This is a genomic window from Eubacterium barkeri, from assembly GCF_900107125.1.
GTDB lineage: Bacteria > Bacillota > Clostridia > Eubacteriales > Eubacteriaceae > Eubacterium_O > Eubacterium_O barkeri.
In genome coordinates this window covers 106,533-120,322 of record NZ_FNOU01000004.1, presented here as the reverse complement: position 1 = coordinate 120,322, position 13,790 = coordinate 106,533, and the positions used below count along the sequence as shown (strand labels likewise).

The 13,790-nt window shown below is 46.4% G+C and carries 13 protein-coding genes; 2 read left to right on the top strand and 11 right to left on the bottom strand.

Annotation, left to right across the window (positions count from 1 at the left end):
* Positions 1–5: 5 nt before the first annotated feature.
* The 11 genes from nth to hemW all read right to left on the bottom strand — a co-directional run bounded on the left by nth (position 6) and on the right by hemW (position 11,706).
* Complete coding sequence (gene nth, locus BLU30_RS04010; RefSeq protein ID WP_090243713.1) at positions 6–653, bottom strand: endonuclease III; 648 nt, start codon at positions 651–653, stop codon at positions 6–8.
* A complete protein-coding gene (locus tag BLU30_RS04005) occupies positions 646–1,005 on the bottom strand; it encodes a cupin domain-containing protein (RefSeq protein ID WP_090243711.1) in 360 nt (119 codons plus the stop codon). The genes nth and BLU30_RS04005 overlap by 8 nt, the downstream gene beginning before the upstream one ends.
* A gap of 80 nt (positions 1,006–1,085) precedes the next feature.
* On the bottom strand, positions 1,086–3,164 hold the full coding sequence (locus BLU30_RS04000) for a transglycosylase domain-containing protein (protein WP_242873498.1): 2,079 nt from the start codon (positions 3,162–3,164) through the stop codon (positions 1,086–1,088).
* A 13-nt stretch (positions 3,165–3,177) separates the two neighbouring features.
* Positions 3,178–4,101: an RluA family pseudouridine synthase gene (locus tag BLU30_RS03995; RefSeq protein WP_176770821.1), complete on the bottom strand. Its 924-nt coding sequence runs from the start codon at positions 4,099–4,101 to the stop codon at positions 3,178–3,180.
* Between the two features lie 82 nt (positions 4,102–4,183).
* Positions 4,184–4,885, bottom strand: a complete 702-nt coding sequence (gene radC / locus BLU30_RS03990; protein WP_090243709.1) for a RadC family protein — start codon at positions 4,883–4,885, stop codon at positions 4,184–4,186.
* A gap of 148 nt (positions 4,886–5,033) precedes the next feature.
* A complete protein-coding gene (gene dhaS / locus BLU30_RS03985) occupies positions 5,034–5,588 on the bottom strand; it encodes a dihydroxyacetone kinase transcriptional activator DhaS (RefSeq protein ID WP_090243707.1) in 555 nt (184 codons plus the stop codon).
* A 13-nt stretch (positions 5,589–5,601) separates the two neighbouring features.
* Complete coding sequence (gene dnaJ, locus BLU30_RS03980) at positions 5,602–6,783, bottom strand: molecular chaperone DnaJ (RefSeq protein WP_090243705.1); 1,182 nt, start codon at positions 6,781–6,783, stop codon at positions 5,602–5,604.
* 122 nt (positions 6,784–6,905) lie between these two features.
* Entirely contained in the window at positions 6,906–8,738 is a 1,833-nt protein-coding gene (gene dnaK / locus BLU30_RS03975) for a molecular chaperone DnaK (RefSeq protein ID WP_090243703.1), read from the bottom strand.
* A gap of 55 nt (positions 8,739–8,793) precedes the next feature.
* Positions 8,794–9,384, bottom strand: coding sequence for a nucleotide exchange factor GrpE (gene grpE, locus BLU30_RS03970; protein ID WP_090243701.1), 591 nt, complete (start codon positions 9,382–9,384; stop codon positions 8,794–8,796).
* 8 nt (positions 9,385–9,392) lie between these two features.
* Positions 9,393–10,430 carry a heat-inducible transcriptional repressor HrcA gene (hrcA, locus tag BLU30_RS03965; protein ID WP_090243699.1) on the bottom strand — a complete coding sequence of 346 codons (1,038 nt, stop codon included), beginning with the start codon at positions 10,428–10,430 and terminating at the stop codon, positions 9,393–9,395.
* A gap of 127 nt (positions 10,431–10,557) precedes the next feature.
* Positions 10,558–11,706 (bottom strand): radical SAM family heme chaperone HemW, encoded by a 1,149-nt coding sequence (gene hemW / locus BLU30_RS03960; RefSeq protein WP_176770820.1) that lies wholly within the window; start codon positions 11,704–11,706, stop codon positions 10,558–10,560.
* 110 nt (positions 11,707–11,816) lie between these two features.
* Here hemW and BLU30_RS03955 point away from each other — a divergent pair, with 110 nt between their 5' ends.
* The gene (locus BLU30_RS03955) at positions 11,817–12,785 is read left to right on the top strand and encodes a tyrosine-protein phosphatase (RefSeq protein WP_090243818.1); all 969 of its coding nucleotides are present in this window, start codon (positions 11,817–11,819) and stop codon (positions 12,783–12,785) included.
* Between the two features lie 101 nt (positions 12,786–12,886).
* On the top strand, positions 12,887–13,720 hold the full coding sequence (locus BLU30_RS03950; RefSeq protein WP_090243695.1) for an ABC transporter substrate-binding protein: 834 nt from the start codon (positions 12,887–12,889) through the stop codon (positions 13,718–13,720).
* Positions 13,721–13,790: the final 70 nt, after the last annotated feature.

Genomic DNA, 13,790 nt, shown 5'->3' with positions numbered 1-13,790 from the left:
ATACATTATTTTTTTAATTCTTTATTTTCACGTTTATAAGTATCACAATAAGGGTTCAAAACACAACTCTCACACTTAGGGTTTCGTGCCGTACATACCTTCCGTCCATGCCAAATAATCCAGTGATGGGCCCGGGACCAATAGGCCTTAGGAATATTCTTCATCAGAGAATGCTCCACCTGCAGCACATTATTCCCTTTGGCCAAGCCGATCCGCCGGGATACCCGAAAAACATGGGTATCAACCGCGATAGCTGGAATATCGAAGGCATTGCTCATCACCACATTGGCAGTTTTCCTGCCAACTCCCGGAAGGGCGGTCAGCGCTTCCATGGTGCAGGGAACAATTCCTCCATGCTCCGCCAATAAGAGGTGGCAGGTCAGCAGAATATTTTTTGCCTTTGTATTGGCCAATCCACAGGTTTTTATTTTTTCCTTCAATTGTCCCTCATTTAAGGTCAGCAACGCTTCAGGGGTATTGTATTCTTTAAAAAGCTCGGCTGTCACCAGATTTACCCGAACATCCGTACATTGGGCAGACAGCATGGTGGCAATGAGGAGTTCAAAGGGGGTCTGATAATCCAACCCACAGACCTGATCCCCATAAACTTCTCCCAAAACTTCGATGACCTTCATTCGTGTTTCTTTATTCATTATCTGCCTCAAACAGGATAAGGGCCATCACCTCCAGGTCCCCCTGACCGATGTTTTGGATGGAATGGGAGCCCCCATTTTTCGTAATCATAACATCTCCCTCAGACAAGGTACAGGATACCCCATCGTCCATCCCCTGGGCGTCTCCCTTTAAAATATAATAAATCTCCCGTTCATGAATATGATCGTGATTTCCCACAGAATGGCCTGGCGGCACAATCATTTTAGCGTACAGGCGTCCGGCGCCACACATTTCATTTTCTGGCAGTACATGCTCAATAACGACATTACCCACACCACCGCGCATTTCCTGTCGCTCTTCAATTTTTTTGTCGGATTTTCGAATAATCATGGAAATAACCTCCTGTTGTTTTAATCCATTATAACATAAAGCCCCCGGTCTTTTTAGACCGGGGGCTTTATTTAATCTTTTTACTGTGCCACAAGAACATCCTCATTAATCAGAGTTCGGACATAGGTCCCGTAGATTCCTGCCGGTATATAACTCCCACTTCCGATGGGGGTATTGTCCGGTGCACCGCACCATACCGAACTTGAAATATTTGCCGTCATCCCATTGAACCACAGATCGACTTCGTTATCCGTTGTCCCGGTTTTACCGGCGGTGGGCAATGAATTTGCCGCACTGGTTCCCGTCCCGCTGGTAACAACCTGCTGGAGAATACTCCACATGGTGCTGGCCGTATTGGAACTCATGACCTGGTGAGTATCCAGTTTGAACTGGCTCTTATCAAACACCTGGTCACCATTTGTCTTTTGAATCTGAACCACAAAATAAGGTTCATTGTAAACACCGTTATTATTAAACACATTAAAGGCCGCTGCCATTTCAAGGGGCTTGATCCCATTGGTCATCCCCCCCAGGGCTGTGGATAGATTATAGTCATCATCTACAATCGTATTGATTCCGAACCCTTTAATCCATTGAATGGCATTATCAACCCCCATGGCATCAAAGGCTTTAACCGCCGGAATATTTTTTGATTGAATCAGTGCCTGACGGTAGGTCATTGCACCGCTGTAGCTGTTACCGTAGTTCTGTGGTGACCAGCCACCAAAGGTGGTCCGTTCATCCATCACCGTCGTATCCGGGGTGATGACACCCTGTTCAAAGGCGCCGCTATAATAAAGAGGCTTAATGCCTGACCCAGGCTGACGGGCAGAATTTGCCATATCTACATCCGTATTCCCACCATAGTAGGCACGCACAGAACCATCGAGGTCAACGGTAACCAGAGCCCCCGTAAATTCATCGCCATAACCAGCATTAGATAAACCAGAGGTAACCGCATTGATGGCGGAGTTCTGATAACGGGTATCAATGGTTGTATAAATCTTATAGCCACCACTGGCAATATTCGTCCGAATATACTCAACCGCTGCATCCTCACTGAGACCCTGCTCCTTCATGATCTTCGGTGCCTGACTCAAGGCATACTCCTGAAGAGCTTTATTGACAAAGGCCTCGTACCCCGGCGTAATCTGATTGTTCAGCTCATCTGCAGACCACGGCACGATGGTGATTTCAGTTGCGTAGGCTTCATCCGCCTGCTGTTGGGTAATATATTTTTCCGACACCATTCGATTAAGAACGACCTTCTGTCGAGCTTTTGCTGCTTCAAAATCACTATTTGGTGCATAGGCAGATGGTGCCTGGGGTAATCCCGCCAGCATCGCACATTCCGCTAAATTACATTCAGCCACCGTCTTGCCGAAATAGGTTTCAGCCGCTTCTTCTACACCGTAGGCAGAAGACCCAAAGTAGTATTCATTAAGATACATTTCCATAATCTGATCCTTGGAATATTTTTCTTCCAATTGCCAGGCAATGGATATTTCTTTAAATTTTCGGTTGATCGAATCGGAAAAGGTTTGCTCTGACCCAATATCCGGCAAATATAAAAGTCTGGCAAGCTGCTGGGTAATCGTACTCGCCCCCTGCCCAGTGGCACTTCTGTTGACAAGGTTCCCCACCAATGAACGGGCAATTCCAAAGAAGTCCACTCCGTTATGGGTATAAAAACGGGAATCCTCCGTCGCAACCAACGCATTCCTTAAGTCCTGGGGGACTTGATCTAAGCTAACATAGCTCTGATTTTTCGAGAAAATTTCCGCAATGACCACATTGTCTGAAGAAATAATCTGGGTTTTTTCTTTTGTCGTATAGGTATCACCTGAGATGTCTACACGGTTCGCCTGATATAATGCAAATACAGTAGCACATCCTGCAATAAAAAGAATGCCTAACACGATCAACACAATCTGCCAGGGTCTGAGTTTTGCCTTATTCTTTTTGGGCAATCCGCGTTGTGGTGAGCCTTTGCCCCCAGTGGTCTTTTTCCTTTTTGGCAATCCTTTTGCCATTATGTCCTTCACCCCTTCTTTTTTTTCCGTCTCTATCTTCTTAGATTGACTCTCTTCAGTCCCACCTTCAACCTGCTTAGGGGAATCGTTCTCCTGAAGACCATTTTTCTTTTCTTCGTTACTCATGTTTCCACCTTTTTTAATTTTCTCGTATCTTTTCCCAAAGTTCCTGCATATCATTTTTAAAATCTGCCCGAAGATGGACCACCCCAGCCTTCGGCAGTGTTACACACATTTCTGTTGAATGGAGAGCCTGACGCTCCATTCCATAATTTGGTAGTCCCTCCACCCGATACATGCTGTCCCCAATAATTGGATGGCCAGCATGGGTTAAGTGAACTCTGATTTGATGGGTCCGTCCCGTCTCCAGCTGCAGTCTTAACAGACTGGCTTCATTATATTCCTCAATCACCTCATAATGGGTGATGCAGGGCTTTCCGGTTTCCAGAACCTGACGCTTAATGCTTTCCTCTGATATTCGCCCAATGGGGAAGGCAATGGTTCCACACTTCTCTTTTAACCGTCCGTGTACCAAGGCCATATAAATCTTTGTGGCCTTCTGGCACATTTTCTCAGACTGAACAAAATGATGGACATAATTATTCTTCGCAATCAGAACGATCCCGGAAGTATCCATATCCAAGCGATTGATAAAGCGAACCTTTGCGTTTTGACCCGTTGATTTAAAATAATGGGCCACAAAATTACCGAGGGTATCGTCCTGATGCCGCTTCGTAGGATGGGTCACACATCCTGCATCTTTATTAACCGCCAACACCTCATCATCCTCATAGATGATATCAAGGGCCCCTGAAACAGGCAAAACATCCACCGCTTCTTCAGGCATCATGACTTCGATACGATCACCAGCAGCCACTGTATCACACAACCAGCAATCTTTACCGTTGATGGTCACGCCCCCAAGGCGCTTAATCCGCCTTAAAAGCCGACTGGAATAACCGAAATCCCTGACCAACAATCGATTTAACGGAACAGGCTCCATCTCTCCGATGCAATATTCATAATGATTGATTCCAGATGGTTCGATGGGACACGCCTCCATTTCCAAGCTTATCTTTACAATTTTATTTCAAACAGCATTGATTTTCAATGGCTATTTCAAAAAACTCGAATTTATTATATCATTACAAGAGCGAGTCTTCCTTAAAGCTCAGATAGGAGTCACTGCCTACAATAATATGATCCAACACGGGAATCCCCACCAGCTCTCCCGTCGCCCTTAAACGATCGGTAATCCGCTGATCCTCACGACTCGGCGCAGGGTCCCCTGAGGGATGATTATGCGCCAGAATGATGGATACTGCACGCTGGCGAATGGCAGCGCTAAACACCTCCCTGGGATGAACCAGGGATGCATTGACAGTTCCGACAGAAATCTCTTCAACCTTGTAGATGCGATTTTTGGTGTTCAGCAATAAAATGACGAAATGTTCCTGCTGATAAAGGCGCATCTCTTCTAAAAGAAAATCCGCCACCTCCTTCGGATTGGTCACCTGGGGGTATTCCACCTTCCCACGGTTTATCCGTCGTCCCAGTTCAACAGCTGCCTTAATTTTAGCGGCCTTTGCTGGTCCAATGCCTTTAAGCACCGGGTTTCCCATCAGTTCCTCAACGCTTGCCGTTAACAGAGCCTCTAATCGATTATCAAAGGTTTTTAATATCTGTTGACTGAGCTCAATGGCTGTTAAATCCGGGGTACCGGTGCCGATGATAATGGCCAAAAGCTCCGCATCGGTAAGGCAGTGGCTTCCGAAGCGACACATTTTTTCCCTCGGTTTATCGTCCTCCGGTAAATCCTTTATTCCAAGATGGTCAATCTTTTTCATTTTTCTACCTCTGTTTACCATTATAGCAAAGGGGGTGTTGGGAGTTGCTTTCGTTTTTTTAACTTTATGTATTAACTTTGTAACAAAATGAAAAAGCAGACCATCTTCTGGCCTGCTCATTCATTTATTCACATTTTATACGATCTTCTTATAATCGATCGGCGGATACTTTCTTTGTTCCTAACACCAGGTTTTCAAAGCGACGTTTCAAATCTTCAGGGTCCTCAGGCATACGGGCATGGGTCCATGAGACAATAATCCCCACCAATCCAAAGGCATAAAATGAAGCGATAAATTCCCGATCCCTGGAGTCCATTTCAACGCCCTTTGCCAATTGATCAATGAGCGATTGGAACATTTCCTGGACCGCATGGGTCAAGTAGCTTTCAAACTCCTTGCTTCCCGAAGCTTTAAAGGCGTTGATGTAAAAATAACTCTCCGCCTTCATGGTTTTCAACATTTCATAAACTTTGTCACTCCAATTATCCAGCGTGAGATCATCCACCAGATAATGAATGGCTTCATTATAGTAAATCCAATCCAACAAATCGTACTTATCCCGAAAATGGTAATAAAAGGTTTGACGATTAATGCCACAGGATTTAGCAATATCCGATATCGTGATCTTATCAAACCGCTTTTCGAACATCAGTCCTTTAAACCCCTTGGCAATGGCTTTCTTTGTCGTTGTTGAATCAGACATGTCTTACACTCTCCTATTGAAAGGCGTTCTTAACCTTGTCCCAGAATTTTTCTCCAGCCTGGTGATGGCCTTTTCCCATGGCATCGTCAAATTGTTTAAGAAGCTCTTTTTGTTTCTTATTCAGCTTCTGCGGTGTTTCAATTTTCACCGTGATAAACTGGTCACCCCGGCCATAGCCGTTGACATTGGGAACGCCTTTATTCTTCAGGCGGAAAACCTTTCCGCTTTGGGTTCCTTCCGGTACCTTCAGCTTAACTTTACCATCCACTGTGGGCACCGTAATATCACCGCCAAGAACTGCCTGGCTGAAGGTAATGGGCATATCGAAATAGATATCGTCCCCTTCGCGTTTAAACACCGGATCAGCCTTCACATTCATATAGACAAGCAAATCGCCACTGGGTCCACCATTGGGTCCCGCGTTACCTTCCCCTCGGAGAGGCAGCACTGAATTATCATCCACCCCGGCAGGGATTTTGATATTGATGGTCCGTTCCTTTTCGACAACGCCGGAACCATGACAGGTCTCGCAGGGATCCGAAATAATCGTTCCCTCTCCATGGCATTTATCACAAACGGCTGTCTGCTGAATGGTTCCAAAGGGAGTTTGCTGACGCACGGTAATCTGACCTGAACCACCACATTTATCACAGGTTACCGGTTCGCTCCCTGGCTTTGCCCCGCTTCCACCACAGGTTTCGCAGGTTTCCTTGCGTTTAATTTTAATTTTCTTTTCTGTTCCGAAAACAGCTTCTTTAAAGGACAGGGTCATATTGATCTTCATATCACTGCCGCGTCTTGGGCCACGCCGGCGGGAAGAACCGCCGCCGAAACCACCAAAGCCGCCGCCACTGCTGAAGCCACCGCCAAAGGAGCTGAAAATATCACTAAAGATATCTTCAAAACCACCGCCACTGAAACCGCCGCTAAAGCCGCCGCCGCTAAAGCCGCCGCCACCAAAACCGCCTTCCATCCCGGCATGGCCGAATTGATCGTAGGTGGACCGTTTTTCTTCATCACTTAAAACCTCGTAGGCTTCATTGGCTTCTTTAAACTTCTCCTCAGCCTCTTTGTCCCCGGGGTTTTTATCTGGATGGTACTGCATGGCCATTTTACGATAGGCTTTTTTTATGTCCTCTGCACTGGCACCTTTATCAACGCCCAGCACCTCATAGTAATCTCGTTTTTCACTCATTTTGTTTTCTCACCTCGCTTGAACATTGTACCTAAAAAACCGTTGTTTGTAAAGAGAATGGCAGCCGGTTAAAGCTGCCATTCTACTTAACAATCGGGTTTACTTCTAAGCGAAAGTCTTATTTATTTATCGTCGTGGATTTCTTCGTAGGTTGCATCTTCAACCCCATCGTCGGCAGCTTCTTCTGCTGCTGCACCATCGGCTGGCTGTTCCTGTTGGGTTTGTTCATACATTTTCTGAGCCAGGGGATAAAGGGCTTCGTTCAGGGCTTCGGTTGCAGATTTAATGGCTTCTACATCTTCCCCTTCACCAGCGGTTTTCAGGGCTGCAATGGCACCTTCAACCTTTGCCTTTTCATCATCCGTAATCTTGCCTTCCATATCCTTTAAGGATTGTTCTGCCTGATAAGCGGTGCTGTCTGCGGCATTCTTGGCTTCGATCAGATCTTTGATTTTTTTATCTTCAGCGGCGTGCTGTTCCGCTTCTTTAACGGCCTTATCAATATCCGATTCGCTCATATTGGTGGTGGATTTGATTACAACATTCTGGGATTTCCCAGTACCTAAATCCTTGGCGGATACATTAACAATCCCGTTGGCATCGATGTCGAAGGTGACTTCAACCTGGGGCACCCCACGGCGTGCTGCCGGAATGCCATCGAGCTGGAAACGGCCTAAGGTCTTATTGTCCTTTGCCATTTCACGTTCGCCCTGGAGCACATGGATGTCCACAGCGGTTTGGTTATCTGCAGCCGTGGAGAAAACCTGGCTCTTCTTGGTCGGAATGGTGGTGTTGCGTTCGATGAGCTTGGTGCACACGCCGCCCAGGGTTTCAATCCCCAGAGATAAGGGTGTGACATCCAAAAGCAGAACATCGTTCACTTCACCAGCTAAAACACCACCCTGGATGGCTGCACCAATGGCCACACATTCATCCGGGTTGATGCCCTTGTAGGGATCTTCTCCGGTTAAGGTCTTGACTTCATCCTGAACCGCAGGAATTCTGGTGGAGCCCCCGACAAGAATCACCTTGTGGAGTTCGTTCTTACCAACACCCGCATCCTTCATGGATTTTTCAACCGGTGTAATGGTGTCATTGACCAAGCCCTTGGTTAATTCATCAAACTTCGCACGGGTCAGGGTCAGCTCAAGATGCTGAGGACCTTCTGCCGTTGCGGTAATAAAGGGCAGGTTGATGTCGGTCTTCATCACAGAGGACAATTCAATTTTTGCCTTTTCAGCGGCTTCTTTCAAACGCTGGAGGGCCATTTTATCAGCCTTTAAGTCGATACCGTGGGATTTCTTGAACTCAGCAGCCATCCAGTCGATGACCTTATTATCAAAGTCATCCCCACCTAAGTGGTTATTCCCGCTGGTTGCCTTGACCTCAAAGACGCCGTCCCCTAATTCCAGAACAGAAACGTCGAAGGTCCCACCACCTAAGTCATAAACCATGATCTTCTGGGCATCGTCCTTTTCCAGACCATAGGCCAGGGATGCAGCGGTCGGTTCGTTGATGATCCGTAAAACTTCCAATCCGGCAATCTTACCGGCATCCTTGGTTGCCTGACGCTGGGAATCGTTAAAATAAGCGGGTACGGTAATGACTGCTTTTTCAACGGTTTCTCCAAGGTAAGCTTCTGCATCTGCCTTCAGCTTTTGCAGAATCATTGCTGAGATTTCCTGAGGGGTATAGCTCTTATCGTCCACGGTGACTTTGTAATCTGTACCCATATGACGTTTAATAGACGAAATGGTCCGGTCCGGGTTGGTTACTGCCTGACGCTTGGCCACCTGGCCCACCAGACGTTCACCGTCCTTGGTAAAGGCGACGACAGAGGGGGTTGTCCGGTTTCCTTCAGCATTGGGGATGACAACTGGTTCCCCACCTTCTAATACAGCAACACAAGAATTCGTTGTTCCTAAATCGATCCCGATGATTTTTTCTTTACTCATAATCTCTAATCCTCCTGATTATCGTTAATATTCAAATTTAATGTTATTTTCTTTTTTACTTTTGATTCACTTTGACCATCGCTGCGCGAATGACCTTTTCTTTGAATAGGTAGCCTTTTTGGAACACCTCCAGGATCTCCTGATCCGGCTTGTCCACATCTTCTCCCACTGCCACACCATGGTGGAAGTTAGGATCAAAGGCTTGGCCCAATGCATCAATTTCCTGTAGGCCTTCACCATTTAACACATTCATTAATTCCTTGAAGACCATCTGAACCCCTTCCCGATAGCTATCTTTAGAGTCATCGTCTGCCGCGGCTTCTGCACGCTCCAGATTATCGATCACTGGTAACAGCTTCGTCATTAAGGATTCCATGGCAAAGGTATAAACCTCTGATTTTTCCTTCTGGGTCCGTTTTTTATAATTCTCAAAATCGGCCTGAAGACGAACCAGTCTGCTTTTGACCTCAGCCTCGGCCTTTTCAGCCGCTGCGATGGCACTCTCAAGCTCAATATCCTCACCAGCAGCTTCCGCTTTACAGGTTTCCTCAGTATCGCTTTCGGCCTGGGTACTGTCAGCTTCTGGATTCACAGTCTCTTCCGGATTGATCTCTTCCTGGATTTCTTCATTTTTGTTTTCTGGCATTTTACCACCTATTCCGTTAATAATTTTGTAATATTGCTATTAAGCTCGTTCCGGATGGTTTCCAACACAGAACTGACTTTATCATAATTCATACGGGTTGGCCCAATGACGCCAAAGGCCCCCAAGGGATGACCATCAACCTCATAGGTCGTGGTAATGACACTGAACTCCTTCATGTTTTCATCGCTGTTTTCTTCACCGATGGTCACACGCAGAGCCTTCTGTTGACCATTTTGCTGTGAAAGCACATTGGCAAGAAGTGGTTTTTCCTCAATAATATTGACTAGATTCTTGATACGGTCAACATCATTGAACTCGGGATAGCTAAAGAGATTGGTCAACCCACCAGCATGAACATTCGAAGCCTCCGCTAAAAGCTCTTCCCGTAGGACGGGCATGATTTCCCTTAACAGAACACCTTCTTCTTCATTTAGCTCTTGTATTTCATCGATCAGCTCCGTTCCCATTTCCTGAAAGGCAATATTTTTTAGGATGCTGTTCAGGACGTTACTCAGCTTCAGTGCTTCTCCAGTATCAATTTCCCGGCTCAGGGTCATTTCGATATTTTTCGCAATGCCCTCCACCGTTACCACAATCATTAACACCCGTTCCCGGATCAAAGGAATGATCTGTACGTGCTTACAATTAAATCGCGATACCCTTGGCGCTAACACAACCGACGTATAGTTCGTCAGGCTGGACAGCACCTCAGCCGTATGGTGCATCGTATTGTCTATTTCCCGGGAATAATCCAAATACCCCCGATGGATATCATTACGCAGCACCTTGGCCAGCTTTTGGATCTGCATGATCTCATCCACATAATAACGGTAGGCCTTCTGGGTTGGAATCCGCCCCGAGGACGTATGGGGCTGTGCTAAAAAGCCCAACTCTTCCAAATCTGACATCTCATTCCGGATGGTCGCCGGACTGATGCCCAAATCATACCGTTTCGATAAGGTCCGCGATCCAACAGGCTCAGCGGTATTGATATAATCTTTAACGATTGCTTCTAAAATCTTCTGTTTTCGGTCTTTCAGTTTCATCTTACACCCCGTTATTAGCACTCGTCATTTGTGAGTGCTAATATCTTGACTATAATATAACACCTGCTCAAACCTTTGTCAACAGATTTCTATAAGAATAGCATCAAGTTTTAAATAACTTTTAAGGTCAGACAAACGCCATAAAGACCTGATTGGCCAGATCCATTCCCCGTGAACTCAGGCGAATTCGGGTGTCCTCCCGGACAATGAGTCCAGACGCCAGCAACCTCTGAATTTCCTTCGCATAATCATCAAAAAAATGTCGGCCGAATCGTTGCTGATAATCCAAATCATCCACACCTCTATTTCGTCTTAGCCCCAGGAACATAAAATCTCCCCGGGCTTCTCGATCCGAGAGTCTGTGTTCCCCTTCAGTAATCGGATATCCTTGCTCTAACCCTACATGATATTTATTAAAATCAGCTGTATTTGACCAGCGTTTATGGCAAAAAAAGGAAGACGCCCCTAACCCTAAGCCAATATAATCCGTTAAATCCCAGTATGAGCTGTTGTGCCGGCTTTCAACGCCTGGCTTCGAAAAGTTGGAAATTTCATATTGCTCAAACCCGTGTAACCTAAGATAATCGATCAAACGATGATACATTTCCCGCTCCAGTTCTTCCCCAGGCAGGGCCAATCGGCCCTGGCGTTCCCAGAGATCAAAGGCGGTTCCCTCTTCTACTTTTAAACTATAGCAGGATAGATGTTTAATCATCGGAAGCCCTACCAGCATCTGAACGGTTTCCAGAACATCCTGGAGGCCCTGGCCCGGCAGCCCAAACATCACATCCGCCGACACATTATCAAAGCCTGCCGCCTCTGCCGCACCGTAAGCCAGCTTAAAATCCTCCAGGTTGTGGACACGCCCCAGAACCTTTAATAAATGATCCTGGGCACTTTGTAAACCGATGCTCAGCCGGTTGAATCCCATTTTGCGGTAGGCCTCTATCTTTTCTGCCGTTCCACTCCCAGGATTAACTTCAATGGTTTTCTCCAGAAGGGGGTCCTGGGGATCGAAGGAAAAAGCTTTTCCCAGAGCTTCCATGGTCTCTTTGATCGCATCTGCAGGTACGGCCGACGGTGTCCCGCCGCCAAAATAAACCGTCCGCACCTCATATTCCTTCGTTCTTCCCGCGTAGCTTTTAATTTCTTCTCTTAAATCCTTAAAATAATCCTGGACCTGCTGCCCATCCCTTGGGCACCAGGAAGTAAAGGAACAATAATGACACTTCTTGACACAAAAAGGAATATGGATATAGAGTCCCAATGGTTCCACGATACCACCTCCGTTTTTCTCAAATATAAAAGCAGGACATTTCCTGCAAGTTATGATAGAATAATTTTATCACATTATTAATTATAAAGAAGCGAGGTATAGTGACAGATATGAAAAAATTCCAATTTGTCGGTCTTGGCGCCCTGGTTGCCGCCGCTGCTGCTGTTCCCTATCTCATCCACAAAAAACGACAACGTCGTGTGGAAGAGGGCATGATGGATTCCCAGGCTCCTACCCCAGCCCTTCCATCTCACCATACAGATTTTAAAGATCAGGACCATCTGATCTTTTGCGATGAATCCCAATTAGGGCGTCGTTTGATTCAGCTGGAAAAAACCATCAACATGCGGGATATCGGCGGTTACACCGGATTAGACGGCCGTAAAACCCAGTGGGGCAAGGTCATCCGCAGTGAAGAGCTGGCCCATTTAAGCGATGCAGATGTCGAGTATTTAAATGACCTGGGCGTCAAGCACGTCTATGATTTCCGGGATGAGGGCAAGGCTAAAGGCACACCAGACCGCCTGCCAGATTCCGCAGATTATACCAACCTCCCTACCTTAAAGGGTATTCCCTTTAGCCATCACGAGCTGGATTTCACCCAGCCCGATGCCATCGACGGCTTTATGCGTAAAATTTACACCTATCAGGTGGAAAACAAAGCCCCGGAATTTGCCAAAGTCCTTAAGATGCTGGCAACCGAGAGGGAAACTCCCATTTTATACCACTGCACCAACGGGAAAGACCGCACCGGCTTCATGACCGCCCTCATTCTGCTAATCTGTGGCGTTCCGGAGGAAACCATCCTCTCGGATTACACCCTATCCAACCTCACCTTTGACGAGGCCTTCCAAACCCTTGGCTCCATTATGGCCGATGAGCTGGAAGACGAGCGAGACGATTTCGATAAGAATCAAATCCGGGATTTCTTTGGCGTTAAGCCTGAATGGCTTAAAATACAACTCAATTATATTAAGGAACATTACGGCAATGTCGATGCCTATCTCCTCGATAAAACCGATCTGACCTCCGATGATTTAGAGCAAATCCGAAGGGTTATGTTAGAGCCAAAAGCTTAAGTGTTTCAAACACCTTTGAATAAACTTGCACAAAGGTGTTTTTTTATTTGGCTTTTTGCGCCGTTAAAGTTATAATTAAGAAAACACAATGGAGGGAATTTATGAAAAAAAGAGTATTTAGTTTGTCCGTTCTGCTTGTCTTGATTGCCGTATTCACCTTTGCTGGCTGCGGAGGGGGGAATACAGCCAAGAGTACGGATCCCCTGGAAGATGGTGTGCTCAAGATTGGAACGAACGACACCTACGTCCCTTTGGAATACCGGGATGAAGAAAATAAAATCGTCGGCTTTGATATCGATCTGGGAGATGCTATCGCTAAAGAATTGGGCGTAAAATCCGAATGGGTCTCCACCGCCTGGGATGGTATCTTCACCGGTCTGGACGCTGGTCAGTACGACTGCATCATCAGCGGTACCAGCATCACCGAAGAACGTCAGAAAAGCTACAACATGTCAGATCCCTATCTGACCAACGGCATTATCATCGTCTCTCGTAACGATGACCCCACCAAGGCAACCAAGGCCACCGATCTCAACGGCAAAAAAGTGGGCGTGCAGTTGGAAACCACCGCAGACATCGCGGCACAAGCCATGATTAATAAAGATGGCAACACCATGCAGCTGTCCCAATTCGACGGTATGCTGGATGCCTTCGCCGCACTGGAAGGTAAAACCATCGATTATATCTTAACCGATGAACCTGTCGGCTCCTTCTACACCGCATTGAAGCCGGACGTTTACTCCGTGACCTCGGATATCCTGTCCAACGAACCCATCGGCGTTACCTCCCGTAAAGCCGATACCGAATTTGCCACCAAGATTAACGAAACCTTGAAAAAGCTCCAGGATAACGGCACTATGGCCGAATTATCCAACAAATGGTTCGGTAAGGATGTCACGAAGAACATTAATATGGAATTGAAGACCATTGAGTAGTAAAGAATAAATCTAAAAATTAAAGCCCTGGTGTTTTCGCCAGGGCTTTTAATTTTATCATTAGTTTATT